Consider the following 14,878-nt stretch of genomic DNA (forward strand, 5'->3'; position numbering starts at 1 on the left):
ATGCATGAATTTATTAAAAGCAAATAACCTTTCGCATTCTTTCGATACTGAACTTTTTTCAAACGTTTCATTGAACTTAGATGCAAAGCAAAGCATGGCTATTATAGGTTTAAGCGGAAGCGGAAAATCCACTCTGTTAAATATACTCTCGACATTATTAGTACCAAGTGAAGGGGAAGTTTATCTTTTTGGTAAAAACGTAACCTCAATGAAAGAAAAAGAGTTGGAACGTGTTAAGAGAAAAGACCTTGGGCTTGTATTTCAGCAACACTATCTTTTTCGCGGTTTTTCGGTTGAAGAAAATCTTGAAATATCTGCAATTTTATCTGATGAGGATATTGATAAAAAGTTATTAAAGAGATTAGGGGTAGAAAATACGCTACAACAAAAAGTTACAGAACTCTCAGGCGGACAACAGCAACGCATCTCCATCGCCAGAGTTTTAACAAAAAAACCTAAAATTCTTTTTGTGGATGAACCTACGGGAAACTTAGATAACGTAACAGGAGATGAAGTTAAAAAAATCTTTTTTGACTATATAGATGAAGAAGAAGCCGGAATGGTGCTCGTTACGCACAATGAAGAGTTTGCAATGGATTGCAATATAGTATATAAACTACAAAACAAAGAGTTAGTTAGGGTTAAGTAAGATGTCCTGGGCGCAAGTTTTCACTCAAGATTACGTAGTCGGTTTTATACTTTTATTTTTTAGATTTGCCGCTATGTTTATGGCAGCGCCTATATTTTCACACCAAAATATTCCTCAAAGTATAAAAGCGGCTTTAGCTTTTGTATTTGCAATCGTATTTTACTCATCAATGCCCCCGTTGGATATTCCGTTAAATATTTTAAGTGTAATAATTGCAATACTTAGCGAGGTATTATTTGGTTTAGCCATAGGGGTAGTCCTTCAAGTGGCTTATAACGTTATAACATTTGCAGGTGGGCAGATATCGTTTATGATGGGCTTTTCCATGGCAAGTGCTATTGACCCTCAGACCGGTGTTTCGATGCCTATAATTTCACAGTTTTTATCTCTTCTTGCACTTATGGTTCTTTTATCTATAGATATGCATCATTGGTTGCTTTTATTTATAAATGATTCATTATCTCAAATTCCACTCGGCGGATTTTTAATGCAGGAAAATTTATTTAGATATACGATTGAAGCATCTTCAAAAATGTTTTTGGTCGGATTTATCATAGCATTTCCTATTATAGCTCTTACATTTTTACAAGATGTTATTTTTGGGATGCTTATGAAAACAATGCCGCAGTTTAATCTTCTTGTAATCGGGTTTCCTATTAAAATCGCATTTGCGTTTATAGTATTAATAGCGATACTTACTTCTACGATGTTAGTATTTAAAAGTCATGTTCAAGAAGCTTTTAACTATCTGGAGATACTTTTTTAGGTTTTTTTTGATACAATAACTACAAAGGAAAAAGTCTTGAAAATTTTACTCTTAAATGATAATCCGGTTGTAAATAAATTAGTAACTTTAAGTGCTCAAAAAACTTCTGATGAAGTAGAAATAGTCGCAAATATTGAAGAAATATCTGCAGGCTCATATGATTTAGTTGTTGTTGATGATAGTATGTTTAGCCAAGAGTTGATGCAGGAACTAAAAGAAAAAATCACATATACTAAATCTTTATATATTTTTGCAAAAGACGGACAAGCAGAAGAAGGTTTTACTTCTACGCTTAAAAAACCTTTTTTACCTACGGATATGGTAGAACTTTTCTCAAACTTAGGTCGTGATGAGGAAGTTGAAGAAGACGATAATGAACTTGATGAAATTGAAGAAGATGAAGAGATAAACCTGGATGAAGAAGACGCAATAAATGATGATTTAGAGCTAGACAGTATTGAAGATGACGGTTTAGACAAAGAAGATATGGAAGAACTTGATGCAGAGCTAGATTTAGATGATATTGAAGTTGAAGATTCACAAGAGCTTGATGCAGATTTGGATTTAAATGATTTGGAAGATGAAGACTCCGAAGATGATGAATTAAATCTAGACGATTTGGATGAGGAAGAAGATTTAGAATCTATTTTAGATAAAGATGAACTTCAAGAGGTACAAAATCTTTTGGAAGAAAATGAAGAAGATATTGAAGATGAAGATAAAACTCTCGATGAAGATTTAGACTTGGACGAATTGGATTTAGATGAAAAAGAAAATGCCGAGAGTGACGAAGAGTTAGACTTAGACGATATAGAAAGTTTTGAGGATGAAGGCTCGGAAACAGAGAGTGATGAGGCAGAGGAAGAAGATTTAGAACTAGATGAAGAGTTAAGTTTAGAAGATGAAGAAGTAGATGCTGAAAGTAACGAAGAATTAGATTTAGATGATATTGAAGATGCAGATAATACTCACGATGAAGAGTTAGACTTAGACGATATAGAAAGTTTTGAAGATGAAGGCTCAGAAATAGAGAATGATGAGGCAGAGGAAGAAGATTTAGAACTAGATGAAGAATTAAGTTTAGAAGATGAACATGATTTAAATTTGGATGATATTGAAGATGCAGATAATACTCACGATGAAGAGTTAGATTTGGATGATACAGAAGGTTTTGAGGATGAAAACTTAGAAACTGATAGTGATGAAGCAGAAGAAGATTTAGAACTAGATGAAGAATTAAGTTTAGAAGATGAGAGTATTTTAGGGGATGAAAATTTAGAAGAACTTATAGAATCAGCTGAAGAGGAATTAACGGAAGAGGAGTTAAATTCCGAAATAGATATGGACGAATTTGCTTCTTTAACTGCAGATAGTTTAAGAATGGCAGTCGGAGAGATGAACGAGGATGACTTAGAAGCAGAAGAAGCACCAAGCGATATAGAAACGACTTTAGATGAAGAAGAACCTGAAATTCCTGCAAATACTAATATAGAAGCAAATAATGATGGTGTAGAATCACTTAAAAAACTTCTAAAAGCTTTAACCAATGAAGACGTAGCCGCTTCAATGAAGGGTATGAAAATTAATATAAATATAGAATTAGGCGGCGATAAAAGTGAATCATAAAAGTGGTGCTATATTAGTACTTTCAGGCCCAAGCGGGGCAGGTAAAAGTACACTTTTAAATGAGATAATTAATGATGTAGGGGAGTGTTATTTTTCTATTTCAACTACAACCCGTCCTATGCGCGAAGGGGAAATAGACGGTGTTCATTATCATTTTGTAGATGAAAAAGAGTTCGAAAAAGATATAGAAGAAGAGATGTTTTTAGAATATGCCCATGTCCACGGTAACTACTACGGTACATCCATAAAACCGGTAAAAGAAGCTTTAAAAGACGGTAAACTTGTTATATTTGATATAGATGTGCAAGGTAATACCGTTGTAACTAACAGACTTGGGGATATTACAACCTCCGTTTTTATTTCTCCACCTACACTCTCAGAGTTAAAGCATCGCTTAGAGGCTAGACAAACAGACTCACAAGAAGTTATAGACAGACGTATAAAGATGGCTAAAAGAGAGATCCAACGTATAAGTGAATATGATTTTTTGATAGTTAACGATGATTTAGATAAAGCAGCTCAAATTTTAAGAACGATTGCTAAAGCGGCAAGATTAAAAATAGCAGGTAATGAGATAAACGAATTTGCTCAAATGTGGGAAGATATTTAACAAACTCGTAATATAATACACGATAAGAGTATTTACAGCAAAAAAAAGATATACTCACAGAATTTAATTTTAAAACAAGGAAACAACTATGGGAATGCCTAGTGGAACAGAACTACTTATAATTTTTGGAATAATTGTATTGTTATTTGGTGCGAAAAAAATACCTGACCTAGCTAAAGGTCTTGGAAAAGGTATCAAAAACTTCAAAGCAGAGATGAAAGACGACTCTACGGAAGTTGCATCAAATGAACCTAAAAAAGTTGAGGGTTCAGAAGAGGACTCGACATCTACAGAAGCTCCAAAAAATACTACACAAGCGTAAGCCTTGAAACAACGTGTACAATCATATCTTCACGACAAGTTAGGTCGTGAAGTAGTTTTAGAAAAACCGCGTGACCGTTCTTTTGGTCATTTTGCCACCCCAATCGCTTTTTCACTTGCTAAAGAATTAAGAAAATCACCGATGGTTATTGCTGAAGAGCTTGCTTCTTCTTTTGATGAGAGTAATGAAGTTTTTTCAAAAGTTGAATCTGTAAAAGGTTATTTGAATTTTCGTTTGAGTGAAGATTTTTTAAACGAATATGGTTCGTGGGCTTTGGATAACTCTCAAATGTTTGGAACTGATGAGAAAAAAGAAAAAATCCTTTTAGAGTTCGTTAGTGCAAATCCGACAGGACCGCTTCATATAGGACATGCCCGTGGAGCAGTTTACGGTGATACGCTTTATCGTTTGGCAAAACATTTAGGTTATGATATCACGGCTGAGTATTATGTAAACGATGCCGGTAACCAAATAGACTTACTGGGTCTATCTATCCAACTATATGCAAAAGAAAACATACTAAAGCAAGAGGTTGAATATCCAGAGAGTTATTATCGTGGCGAGTATCTAGATGCATTGGCTCGTGATGCTATAAAAAAATTCGGCGAAGAAATAATCACGGATGAATCTCGTCAAAAAGAGCTCGCTATTTGGGCAAAAGACGGAGTAATGGAGATTGTTACAAAAACTTTAGCCGATACAAATATCTTTTTTGATACTTTTGTAAATGAGTCCTCTTTGTATGATGACTGGGACAGAGTTATGTCTAAAATGGCAAACAACGATGCAAATGCCATTTATGAAAAAGATGAGAAAATCTGGCTGGCATCTGAAGTTAAGGGTGATGATAACGACAGAGTTGTAGTTCGTGAAGACAAACGTCCAACTTATCTTGCGGGAGACATAGTTTACCATAACCAAAAATTTGAGCGCGGGTATGATCACTATATAAATATATGGGGTGCTGACCACCATGGGTATATTCCGCGTGTGAATGCAGCTATCGAATATCTTGGATACGATTCAAATAAATTAGAGGTACTGCTTTCTCAGATGGTTAGTCTGTTAAAAGACGGTGAGCCGTATAAGATGAGTAAACGTGCAGGTAACGTTATACTTATGAGTGATATAGTAGATGAGATAGGTGCAGATGCATTACGTTTTATCTTTGCATCTAAAAAGAGCGACACCTCTTTGGAATTTGATGTAGAATCACTAAAAAAACAAGATAGCTCAAACCCTATCTTTTATATACAGTATGCTCATGCGCGCATCAAAACTATAATCTCAAAAAGTGATTTAAGTGAAGATGATATCATGGCTGCGTCACTTAAAGGTTTTGATGAACAGGCAGATACCCTGCTATTTGATGCATTATTGCTTCCTGAGGTAATCGAAGATGCATTCAGCTCACGTCAAGTTCAAAAACTGCCTGATTATCTACAGTCTTTAGCGGCATCTCTACATAAATTTTATTATGATGTTCGTATAATAGGGCGTGAAGATGAAGCAAAACTGCTTAAACTTTTGATGGTAGTTGCACTCTCTATTAAAACAGGTCTATCTTTAATGGGCATAGAAGCAAAAGATAGAATGTTTAAAGATGACGAAGCTAATTAATAAGAGGTTTTTTGTCCTCTTATTGATACAAATCAAGTAAAAATATTTATTCTTAGATAGAATTCAACCTATATCAAAAATAAGGTTTAGGTATGAAAGTTTTACTTTATATTTTATCTATTACTACAATTCTTTTTGCATCTACACACGATACGGCTGCATGTAAAAAATGTCATCCGTTAATAGCACAAGAGTTTGAGAACTCAATGCATAAAAAATCATCTATATATGATGACAAAATTCATAAAGCCGTATGGGATAAACACCCCGCATCTGCCAAAGGTAATTATAAATGTGCAAAATGCCATACTCCAAACGCTAAAGAAGCTAAGGCTCAAAAAGAGGGTATTTCATGTATAAGTTGCCATACTATTTCAAATGTAGAAAAACACGCCCAATCAAATAAAAATATTTATTCCGGTGAGAAAAAGAAGTTTTACTCTGCTGAGATTGGTAGAGAAAATGAAAAAGTAATTTATAAAAAAGAGAGTTCACTTTTTGGTATGAACGTTACAACTACGGGTTCTGCATACCATGATCTGGATTATACAAATGAAAATTTTTATAACGCAAATGTATGTATGGGTTGTCATTCACATAAACAAAATTCACATGAGTTTTCAGTATGTACAACAGAAGAAGAGGGTGCTAAGGATAAAAAAACAAACTGTATAACTTGTCATATGCCAAAAGTTGACGGCTCGGCTACAACGGTTCGTATAAGCAAACAACACTCTTTTCACGGATTTGCAGGTGCTCACACAAAACCTCAAATGCTTAAAAAATACGTAGAATTCGGATTTGAAAAAAATTCAAACAGTTTTGAAATTATTGTGCATAATAAAGCTCCGCATAACTTGATGACACATCCTCTAAGGGTTGTACAATTAAGAGTAAATCATATTAGAGATGCAAAATCTACGGCATTGAAAACCCAAACTTTTGTAAAAGTAATCGGTACCGAAGGTAAACCTTCTATGCCTTGGTTGGCTACCGAAGTTGTTAAAGATACCATGATTAAAGCTAATGAAAAACGTAAAGTAAAATATGATAAAAAATTAAAAAGCGGTGATACGGTAGAAGTTATACTTGGATACTATATAGTAAATCCAAAAGCTGTTGAAAAGTTAAATTTACAAGATGACAAAGCAGCTACCGAATTCAAAATTTTAAAAAGTCAAAATATAAATATAGAGTAGGCAATAATGAGTGAATACTTAGGAAATAACCCATATTCAAATTTACCGGAGGGTCATCCGGTCAGAGTTTATTTAGAAGAAAATCAGTATATCAGAGAACTAATATCGGCTATTAATTCACTCGATATAGGAGCTGAATATGAAGAATTTGAGAAACTTTTTGAGAAACTTTGCTTAGTTGAAAAACATTTTGCAAGAAAAGAGAATCAGCTTTTTCCATATTTGGAAAAATACGGTTGGACATCGCCGTCTCAAAATATGTGGGCATTTCACGATGATATACGTGCAATTATAAAAGTAACCAGGACTCTTGTAAAAAATAAAGAATTTCAAACTCTTATGATGTCGTTGCAAAATCTTTTTAGAAATCTAGATCATATAATGCAGGTTGAAGAGGGAAGACTTTTACCAAATGCACTAAATATGTTAGAAGATGATGACTGGTTGGAGATGTATGAAGGTGATGAAGAGATAGGTTGGATGTTTGATACTCCGCCAACTCCATATCCTGCAAAAAGTGAAGAGTATGTGCATCCATCACAAGACACTAAAAAAAGAAAACTACCTTTTTCACTTGATGGAAGAATTGATTTAGACCAAGGTCATATGTTGCCTGAACAAATAAATCTGCTTTTAAAGTTTATGCCTGTAGATATTACCTATGTAGATGAAAATGATATAGTGATTTTTTATAATCGCGGGGATAACAGGGTGTTTCCTAGAAGTGCAGGAATAATAGGACGTGAAGTAAAATTCTGCCATCCGCCAAAAAGTGTGGATCAAGTGCTTATGATATTAAGAGAGTTTAAAGCCGGACGTCGTGACGAAGCTGAGTTTTGGATAGAGTTTAAAGGCAGATTTATACATATAAGATATTTTGCTATCAGGGATGATGAGGGAACATACAAAGGTGTTATAGAAGTATCTCAGGATGTTACGGATATAAGGGCTCTAAAAGGTCAGCAAAGACTACTAGACTGGGAATAACCCTATTTTTTAGGGTTGTTTTTTTGATAACTCTGCATAATGCCCAGCATCTCATAGATTGAAATTTCTTCACCTGCTTCTTTAATTAGTGCATCGGTATCCGGAAATTGACCTTGAATCTTTTTTATATCTTCATAACCTTTAGGTTTAATCTCACTCATAGCCATATTAATGCCGCCTGCCCACATTAAAATTATCATTATCCAGACAATTTTTTTAGCATTTGCATATACACCAATAAAATGAAAAATAATACTCAAAATAAAAGCTGCAAAAAGTATAATACTTAAGCTCATTTATTTAACCTTTCTCCTCTTGGTTTCATTTTTACATCTACATCTTCAAACATTTTATCTCCAAAGCTTTTAACACCTAAAGTTCCGCCTATCATTAAAATGATAACAAGAGTAAGAAAAATAAGTGCAACGCCAAAACGTTTTAAAAAAGCAATCATTTAGTTACTTCCGGTACATCATCCAATATATGTTCTATACATCTTGAAGTGTGAAAGCTCCTTGTATGATTATCCGAAACAAATTCATCGCCTTCAAGTCTCCATTCTAATTCTTTAGATATCAAAACCGAACGAGATATGGTTCTTTGCATTTTGTTTTCACAAATTACTGTTTCACCGTTATTAAATATCTCTTTAACACCGGCCATTCTTTTAGTAGTTATATAGAAGTGAGAACCTATCATTATAATTAAAAATCCACTTACCAAAATCATTCCACGTTTAAATGCAACACGCGGTACAAAATCTCTAGTTGTTACAAAAGCCGTAACAGCGAGTATAAAAAGACCTATTACTATATATGCAATTTCTAGCTCAAAAAAAAGTTCCATTTTTATCCTTATTTATATTTTTCTTCCCAAGCTTCAAAAGCCGGTGTAAAGTATTCTATACGAACCTTTTTAAATTCACGTGAACTATAAAGAGGCATATATGATCGGTTCTCTATCTCCTTAGACATCTCTTCTATGATAGAGTTTGTTTCATCCGTAGTTTTGCCGTGAACCATGGTAAAAAGATTATATGGCCAATTTTGGTATTTAGGACGAAGGTAACAGTGGCTTACTGCGGAGAATGCAGCAGCTTTTTCTCCGATATCTTCACCTTTTTTACCTTCATCTACATCCCATACAACCATGGCATTAGCGTTAAAGCCAGCTTTACGGTGATTTAATATAGATGCAAAACGTCTCATTATACCCGCATCTTGAAGCTCTTGCAATACTTCAAAAAATCTATCATATGATATATTTAGTTGATCTACTATATTTTTAAAAGGCTCACCGGTAATTTCTATATCATATTGAGCCATGCGGATAATATCGTGATGCAAAGGTGTTAGCTCTATATCTTTATGTACTACTTTTTTAACTTCTTCTTTTTTCTCGTCTTTTCCGGTTGTATTTAGTTTTACGTTGATTTTAAACAGTTTAAGTGTAGGAAGCATAATATAATCATCTGCATTTGTTAGTTTAGCTAACACTTCGAGAGTCTTTTCTAATCCGAATTTGCTATCAGGTGCAACTGCCAATGTGAACCAAATATTAAAATCATGGTTTCTCTCATAATTATGTGAAATACCAGGATGAGAATTTATAATTTTAACGGCAGAATTGATAAGTTCAGGTTTAACTTTAAATGCTACCAGAGACGACTTATATCCTAGCCTCTTGGTGTCAAATATAGCAGATGTTTGACGAATAATTTTATTCTTTTTTTCTTCCTTTAGGATGTTTAAAACTTCATCTTCACTTATACCGAGTTCATCTGCTATTACTGCAAACGGTTTAGCAACCAATGGAAATTTTTTTTGAATCCTTGATAGTATTTCATCTTTCATTAAAAGCCTTATTGTAATTTATATTTAAAGTTTTATTATTATACATTATGATTGTAATCAAAATTAAAATATAAGCCATTGATACAAATCAATTATATAATTTATCAGAATATGCTATTATACTAAAAAAAGAAGGTTGCTTGTGGCATATTTTCCTGCGTTTTTTAAATTAGACAATAAAAAAATTTTAATAGTCGGCGGTGGTTATATCGCTTATGAAAAATTAGATCATCTATTAGACTTCACAAAAGATATTTCCGTAATCGCATTGGAACTCTCCGCTGATATGAAAAAATTAATTGAAACAAATAATTTAAGTTACGAACAACGTGCTTATAAAGTAGGAGATATTAAAGATTTTGCAGTTGTTATCGTTGCAGTAGATGATATACCTCTTCAAGCAGATATATTTAAAGAGTCTAAAAAATATAACTGTTTATGTAATGCAGTCGATTCGGTAGATTATTGCGACTTTATTTTCCCTTCTTATATCAAAAAAGACGATTTAACCATAGCAGTATCTACTTCAGGTGCATCTCCTGCTATGGCAAAACGCATCAGGATGTATCTTGAAGATACAATCCCAGACAGTGTAGGCGAGTTTTTAAAAGAGATGAAAAAGTTACGTAGCACACTTCCTAAAGGAAAAGAAAGAATGAAGATGCTTGATGAAAAAGCAAAAAAATATATACAAGGTTGGAAAAATGGTAATGAATCCTAAAAAAGGTTTAATGTTTGGACTGTTATTTGGATTTTTAGTTTTGGGATTTTTGGCTATGCAAAGAGCAACCCCGGAGGCTAAAGAGGATAGAATATATAAAGCTGTAATAAAATACAGTCCATATCAACTTGAAAAAAGACTCGGTGGTTTAACTATTATAAATACTGTAACAGGGACAAAAGAAAAACCGAGTGCCGCAGAGGTTCTTCTTCGTAAAGATGAACTGGATAAAAAATGGGCGAAAGAACATTTAAAAGTTGAAAATAACGATGTTATAATTCTTGGAGATAACAACCAAACTGTTGTAAAAATATTTATAGAGAATGCTAAAGAGAGAAAATTTATAAAAAGTTTTTTTGGGATTTAAGAGTACTAACTCTTAAATCTAATCATATATATTATATCTTTTAAAACAAATAAGCTTCCAACTGATAAAAAGCTAACTCCGCTATAAAAAATTTCATTTGATGCAAACAATATCCCTGCAGTAGATATAATAATACCTAAGGCATTAAGCCAAAACTGAAGATTTGCACTCTTTTGAGGAATCATATCTGCAAGCATAGGGACTTTTTCTTTTCCTACAAGCGGTGAAAATCTTTCATACCATACTAAAAAAGGTACTATTTTATATAGATGTCCGATAATTAAAAAACTAACGTATCCACCAATTAGTAACCATCCTATAGAGATAATAAGATTCTCACTCGGAATTAAAAGATATAACATTGCTAAAATTAAAGCTGCAAGTAAAGATATATAAGAAAAAATAAGCGATATAAAATATATGTCATTTTCGATTCTAACTCTTTTTTTATATATAATATATACTTGGTAAAAGTATAATGTAGATGCAATAATGCTTAGGATATATCCTATAGTATCTAAAATAGCAATATCAAGTATGGGAGACAAAGTTATAGAAGTAACTCCTAGGGATAATGTAAGTAGTGCACTTTTAACATAGTCCCAGCTAAAACCGTGGGAGAGCCAAAACATAGGTAGTAGAATTAAACTCATACCCATAATCGTTACACCGACATAACCTACAAATACTAAAAATATATGTGCATGAAGTAAAGCTGGTATATCTACAACGATAACACCGGCATATCCTAATGCCATTATTATTCCAAATATCATACCTACAGCTAAAAAAATATTTGCTATAAGTACACTAATTATTACAAAGTTATATTTTTCAACCTTTTTAATTGTTAAAAATGTCTCAAATAAAAATACTGATAATGCTATTAAAACGGTAAGTCCGCCAAAGGGCAATAGTATAGGTACAAAAACAAAACCTATAGCCATCAAAATTGTTCCGATTAAAAGAAGAGGATATATTATGTAGTATAAATCAACTGCAAAATGACCGACTTCAAGTACTACAGGAACAAGTTGAGCCATTGCACCGAAAATTACCATCATTACAAAACCGAGTAAAAAAAGATGCACCCATGCAAGTAGATTAGGTTCTACACTTTGAATCGTTGTAGTATCAAAGGTAAAAAGTAAAAAAGTGCTAAGAACGAAAACAACAGCACCTATAATAAAGTATGGTGCTATAAGTTTAAACGGCGGTGCAAAATCAGTTGATACTGCCAAAGTTTATTTATCCGTTACAAGTATTTGAGGCAAAATCAGTAGTAGCCTCTGCACCGTCTTTTCTGGTAAAAACGACTTTTACGTTTCCGTTATCAAGATCCTGAATAACATAGTTAAATTCAGCATCTATTTTTGGAAATAAACCACCCGGAGATTTATGATTAATCATAACAAGTGCACTGTTTTCATCAAGCAGTCTAAGACCTGCCATAGCATTTACCATAGGATCCGGCGGTGTACACATACTAGTATCGAACTGATAAACATCCACACCTTCATTTGTATATTTGAAAAAATCAACAGTAGAACCTGCAACATCTATTTTTTGAGCATCATTAGGTAAACTCATTTTTTATCCTTTTATTATTTTAAATTACATTCCGCCAAGTTTTGCTTTTACTTCATCTGTTGCCATGGATATGTTCCACTCAGGCTCCCAAACAAGTTCCACATCAGCTTCTGCTACACTAGGCAGTTCTCTCAAAACAGCCTCTTTTACCCATTGCACAATCATTTGATGAAGAGGACAAGCTTTCGTACTTAAAGTCATAGTTACTAAAACCTTCATATCTTCATCACATGTTGCATCGTATATTAGTCCCATTTCGACAAGGTTAAACCCGACTTCCGGATCATTAACGGTTGAAACAGCTTTAAAAATTTGCTCTTTTGTTACCATAAATTAGTGCCTTATTTTTGAGAGATTATAACTAAGAGGATATACAAAGGTCTTTGATATATATCAATCTTTTAGTTTTAATGAGAAGTAAAATGAAAAAAGTAACAAAATTATTGTGAAAATGTATAAAAATGTGTATCCAAACAGGTGCAACAAGATTCCGCCAAAGAAAGAGAAAAATATTCCAAAGGAGACTATATTTATATGCAAGGCTACATATACGGGTCTTTTATCTTCGGGGGCAATAGAGAGCATCAAGTTCCCGGATGCTATACGGTTTCCGTCGATTGCCGCTCCGATTAGAAAAAAGATTAACATATATTCAAAAAGCGTAGATGCACTAAATGCTATAGTTATAGCAGAGATTAAAAATATAATAGATATGTTTGTCGTAAGTTTGTTTAAACCTCTTGAACTTAATGCTCCCCATAAAAAATTACTAAGTATCGCTCCCGCCATTTGGGTCGTTATTAAACTTCCTATTGCTACACCGTCCAGATCTATTTTGTTTTGCGCATCCAAGATTATAAATGGTAATGACAGTAAGTAGCCGTAAGCTAAAAAAAATGTTTTAAGTTGGTTTTGTAGTTTTTTGTCCGTTTTTAAGATGCCCAGTGCATTTTGTAAAAACAGGCTAAATTTTTTTTCTCTCTTTGATACTTTTTCTTTTTTTGGCTCATCAATAAGTGCAAATGAGATATAACCCGCTGCCATAATAAATGAACTTATAATAAATAAAATTCCAAAACTAAGGGGTGCATCATATGTATGTAGTATATATCCGGCAAGTGAACCGCTTAGCAGTCCTCCAAGTCCGCTAAAAAATTGTCTGTAAGACATAGTTTTACCGCGAAATTTATGGGTAAATATTTTTGCGATTATATCTTTAAAATAGATTGCTCCAAATCCGGCACTAAAGGAAAAGAAAAATAAACCAATCCCTATACAAAATAGTGTAAATGTCGGATAATCATCACCGAAAATAATGATATTTACACCAATTAAAAACCATGATATAAAGCGTATAAAAAAGACACGGCGTATATATGGCATCATATATTCATAGCTTTGTGCTTTAAATGCTGCAAAAAGCTGAACGAGTATTGCACCGCCCCTTAGAAGTGCTGCAAAAAAACCTACAAGGATAGAACTGCCCCCGAAATAATTAACTATAAGGGGCAGTATAGTTGAAGGTTCTGCTATAGTAGTACCGATACTTAGAAAAAAACCATGTGAAATATTTTTTACATGGTTTGAATTTTTATCCATTTAAAAGCTCAAAGCCCTCATCTATGCTTTTTACTTTTTGGGCTATAAAAAGATATATGGCTGCATTTAGTTTAGCTAGTTTTATAAACTCTTCACTAGGATTTTTAATCTGATTTAGAGATTCTTCAAAACTTATTTCATCCCAGGACTTTGTATAGTTTATTCCATAATATGCAGGATCAATTATAAATTCATCAGTTCCACTCTCACTACCTATCCACATTCTACCTTTGCTAAAAAGCTCAGGTGTACCTTCATTCCCTTGTATAAGTGCAAACCTTTTATATCTGTCTGAAAATATTTCAACATATTTTTTTACATATGGTTTATGAAATACACCTGTAATTGCAAAATCACTTTTAGCCACGTGTGGCAGTTTTTCTATAGTATTAAAAGCAGTTCTGAGTCCTAATCTCATTCTAATCTCTGTTAAATCACTCATATTTTTAAAAAAATCAGCCCTGTCAAAATATTTGATACCGTTTGGTAATTCTAAGGATGTACAAACTTCTTTAGTTGTAATACCGTGTTTTGCAGGTTGAAGTTCATCACCGATTACAATTAAATCTAAACCTGAGTTTTCAAGCTCTTTAGCTACAAGAGGAAAAATATACGGATTTCTCCTTTTTCCGTCAAACGGATAACCAAGTTCTATAGAATCGGGAATTTCAGTATATTTTATTAGTTCATCGCAAGCATTGAGTGCCCCTCTAAATTCATCTACCGTTTCAGGTTTAAGTCTCCATCCAAGTAAAAAAGCCGATATTTGTTCTGGATGAACGGATTGTTCGAGTATCTGTTTCATCATATCTATAGATTCTTCATATGTTAAATCTCTATTGCCTTTTGGTCCTGTTCCGACTGCATGTATATACTTTCTAAAACTCATAATATACCTCATAAAAAAAATATTAAACATCATATAATTACTTAACTTAACTTACACTATAGATTTACTTAAACTTAAAA

General features: G+C 33.2%; 19 protein-coding genes. 10 read left to right on the top strand and 9 right to left on the bottom strand.

Annotation, left to right across the window (positions count from 1 at the left end):
• The first annotated feature begins 4 nt into the window (after positions 1-4).
• From FJR48_RS01585 to FJR48_RS01620, 8 genes are all read left to right on the top strand, one after another.
• Positions 5-649 carry an ABC transporter ATP-binding protein gene (locus FJR48_RS01585; protein WP_152306428.1) on the top strand — a complete coding sequence of 215 codons (645 nt, stop codon included), beginning with the start codon at positions 5-7 and terminating at the stop codon, positions 647-649.
• A gap of 1 nt (position 650) precedes the next feature.
• Positions 651-1,415, top strand: a complete 765-nt coding sequence (fliR, locus tag FJR48_RS01590; RefSeq protein ID WP_152306429.1) for a flagellar biosynthetic protein FliR — start codon at positions 651-653, stop codon at positions 1,413-1,415.
• A gap of 36 nt (positions 1,416-1,451) precedes the next feature.
• Complete coding sequence (locus tag FJR48_RS01595; RefSeq protein ID WP_152306430.1) at positions 1,452-3,041, top strand: DNA topoisomerase IV; 1,590 nt, start codon at positions 1,452-1,454, stop codon at positions 3,039-3,041.
• Entirely contained in the window at positions 3,031-3,651 is a 621-nt protein-coding gene (gmk, locus tag FJR48_RS01600) for a guanylate kinase (protein WP_152306431.1), read from the top strand. Before FJR48_RS01595 ends, gmk begins: the two co-directional genes overlap by 11 nt.
• An 88-nt stretch (positions 3,652-3,739) precedes the next feature.
• Positions 3,740-3,973, top strand: coding sequence for a Sec-independent protein translocase subunit TatA/TatB (locus FJR48_RS01605; RefSeq protein ID WP_152306432.1), 234 nt, complete (start codon positions 3,740-3,742; stop codon positions 3,971-3,973).
• A gap of 3 nt (positions 3,974-3,976) precedes the next feature.
• Positions 3,977-5,593 carry an arginine--tRNA ligase gene (gene argS, locus FJR48_RS01610; RefSeq protein ID WP_152306433.1) on the top strand — a complete coding sequence of 539 codons (1,617 nt, stop codon included), beginning with the start codon at positions 3,977-3,979 and terminating at the stop codon, positions 5,591-5,593.
• 92 nt (positions 5,594-5,685) lie between these two features.
• The gene (locus FJR48_RS01615) at positions 5,686-6,792 is read left to right on the top strand and encodes a multiheme c-type cytochrome (protein WP_152306434.1); all 1,107 of its coding nucleotides are present in this window, start codon (positions 5,686-5,688) and stop codon (positions 6,790-6,792) included.
• A gap of 6 nt (positions 6,793-6,798) precedes the next feature.
• Positions 6,799-7,779: a DUF438 domain-containing protein gene (locus tag FJR48_RS01620; RefSeq protein WP_152306435.1), complete on the top strand. Its 981-nt coding sequence runs from the start codon at positions 6,799-6,801 to the stop codon at positions 7,777-7,779.
• 2 nt (positions 7,780-7,781) lie between these two features.
• Here FJR48_RS01620 and FJR48_RS01625 read toward each other — a convergent pair whose 3' ends face one another.
• Genes FJR48_RS01625 through ahbA form a run of 4 tightly spaced genes read right to left on the bottom strand, consistent with a single transcriptional unit; the run spans position 7,782 to position 9,632 of the window.
• On the bottom strand, positions 7,782-8,075 hold the full coding sequence (locus FJR48_RS01625) for a hypothetical protein (protein WP_152306436.1): 294 nt from the start codon (positions 8,073-8,075) through the stop codon (positions 7,782-7,784).
• A complete protein-coding gene (locus FJR48_RS12140) occupies positions 8,072-8,233 on the bottom strand; it encodes a hypothetical protein (protein ID WP_188108600.1) in 162 nt (53 codons plus the stop codon). The genes FJR48_RS01625 and FJR48_RS12140 overlap by 4 nt, the downstream gene beginning before the upstream one ends.
• Positions 8,230-8,625: a hypothetical protein gene (locus tag FJR48_RS01630; RefSeq protein WP_152306437.1), complete on the bottom strand. Its 396-nt coding sequence runs from the start codon at positions 8,623-8,625 to the stop codon at positions 8,230-8,232. Before FJR48_RS01630 ends, FJR48_RS12140 begins: the two co-directional genes overlap by 4 nt.
• 8 nt (positions 8,626-8,633) lie before the next feature.
• Complete coding sequence (ahbA, locus tag FJR48_RS01635; RefSeq protein ID WP_152306438.1) at positions 8,634-9,632, bottom strand: siroheme decarboxylase subunit alpha; 999 nt, start codon at positions 9,630-9,632, stop codon at positions 8,634-8,636.
• A gap of 142 nt (positions 9,633-9,774) precedes the next feature.
• On the opposite strand from ahbA, the gene FJR48_RS01640 reads away from it, so the two are divergent.
• Positions 9,775-10,353: a precorrin-2 dehydrogenase/sirohydrochlorin ferrochelatase family protein gene (locus FJR48_RS01640; RefSeq protein ID WP_152306439.1), complete on the top strand. Its 579-nt coding sequence runs from the start codon at positions 9,775-9,777 to the stop codon at positions 10,351-10,353.
• A complete protein-coding gene (locus FJR48_RS01645) occupies positions 10,343-10,720 on the top strand; it encodes a hypothetical protein (RefSeq protein ID WP_152306440.1) in 378 nt (125 codons plus the stop codon). Before FJR48_RS01640 ends, FJR48_RS01645 begins: the two co-directional genes overlap by 11 nt.
• A gap of 5 nt (positions 10,721-10,725) precedes the next feature.
• On the opposite strand, the gene FJR48_RS01650 is transcribed toward FJR48_RS01645, so the two are convergent.
• The 5 genes from FJR48_RS01650 to FJR48_RS01670 form a co-directional block, all read right to left on the bottom strand.
• Positions 10,726-11,961 (bottom strand): hypothetical protein, encoded by a 1,236-nt coding sequence (locus tag FJR48_RS01650; RefSeq protein WP_152306441.1) that lies wholly within the window; start codon positions 11,959-11,961, stop codon positions 10,726-10,728.
• A 7-nt stretch (positions 11,962-11,968) separates the two neighbouring features.
• The gene (locus tag FJR48_RS01655; protein WP_152306442.1) at positions 11,969-12,310 is read right to left on the bottom strand and encodes a hypothetical protein; all 342 of its coding nucleotides are present in this window, start codon (positions 12,308-12,310) and stop codon (positions 11,969-11,971) included.
• Positions 12,311-12,334: 24 nt separating this feature from the next.
• Positions 12,335-12,640: a metal-sulfur cluster assembly factor gene (locus FJR48_RS01660; RefSeq protein WP_152306443.1), complete on the bottom strand. Its 306-nt coding sequence runs from the start codon at positions 12,638-12,640 to the stop codon at positions 12,335-12,337.
• A gap of 63 nt (positions 12,641-12,703) precedes the next feature.
• A complete protein-coding gene (locus FJR48_RS01665; RefSeq protein WP_152306444.1) occupies positions 12,704-13,909 on the bottom strand; it encodes an MFS transporter in 1,206 nt (401 codons plus the stop codon).
• On the bottom strand, positions 13,902-14,798 hold the full coding sequence (locus FJR48_RS01670) for a glycosyl transferase (RefSeq protein WP_152306445.1): 897 nt from the start codon (positions 14,796-14,798) through the stop codon (positions 13,902-13,904). Before FJR48_RS01670 ends, FJR48_RS01665 begins: the two co-directional genes overlap by 8 nt.
• Positions 14,799-14,878 lie beyond the last annotated feature (80 nt).

Origin of the sequence: Sulfurimonas lithotrophica, from assembly GCF_009258225.1 — a bacterium.
In the GTDB taxonomy this organism is placed as follows: Bacteria; Campylobacterota; Campylobacteria; order Campylobacterales; family Sulfurimonadaceae; genus Sulfurimonas; species Sulfurimonas lithotrophica.

Excerpts from the sequence above, each read along its gene's own strand:
- FJR48_RS01585 (WP_152306428.1), top strand. The coding sequence starts at position 5 with ATGAATTTATTAAAAGCAAATAACCTTTCGCATTCTTTCGATACTGAA.
- fliR (WP_152306429.1), top strand. The coding sequence starts at position 651 with ATGTCCTGGGCGCAAGTTTTCACTCAAGATTACGTAGTCGGTTTTATA.
- FJR48_RS01605 (WP_152306432.1), top strand. The coding sequence starts at position 3,740 with ATGGGAATGCCTAGTGGAACAGAACTACTTATAATTTTTGGAATAATT.
- FJR48_RS01615 (WP_152306434.1), top strand. The coding sequence starts at position 5,686 with ATGAAAGTTTTACTTTATATTTTATCTATTACTACAATTCTTTTTGCA.
- FJR48_RS01620 (WP_152306435.1), top strand. The coding sequence starts at position 6,799 with ATGAGTGAATACTTAGGAAATAACCCATATTCAAATTTACCGGAGGGT.
- FJR48_RS01625 (WP_152306436.1), bottom strand. The coding sequence starts at position 8,075 with ATGAGCTTAAGTATTATACTTTTTGCAGCTTTTATTTTGAGTATTATT.
- FJR48_RS12140 (WP_188108600.1), bottom strand. The coding sequence starts at position 8,233 with ATGATTGCTTTTTTAAAACGTTTTGGCGTTGCACTTATTTTTCTTACT.
- FJR48_RS01630 (WP_152306437.1), bottom strand. The coding sequence starts at position 8,625 with ATGGAACTTTTTTTTGAGCTAGAAATTGCATATATAGTAATAGGTCTT.
- ahbA (WP_152306438.1), bottom strand. The coding sequence starts at position 9,632 with ATGAAAGATGAAATACTATCAAGGATTCAAAAAAAATTTCCATTGGTT.
- FJR48_RS01645 (WP_152306440.1), top strand. The coding sequence starts at position 10,343 with ATGAATCCTAAAAAAGGTTTAATGTTTGGACTGTTATTTGGATTTTTA.
- FJR48_RS01655 (WP_152306442.1), bottom strand. The coding sequence starts at position 12,310 with ATGAGTTTACCTAATGATGCTCAAAAAATAGATGTTGCAGGTTCTACT.
- FJR48_RS01660 (WP_152306443.1), bottom strand. The coding sequence starts at position 12,640 with ATGGTAACAAAAGAGCAAATTTTTAAAGCTGTTTCAACCGTTAATGAT.
- FJR48_RS01665 (WP_152306444.1), bottom strand. The coding sequence starts at position 13,909 with ATGGATAAAAATTCAAACCATGTAAAAAATATTTCACATGGTTTTTTT.
- FJR48_RS01670 (WP_152306445.1), bottom strand. The coding sequence starts at position 14,798 with ATGAGTTTTAGAAAGTATATACATGCAGTCGGAACAGGACCAAAAGGC.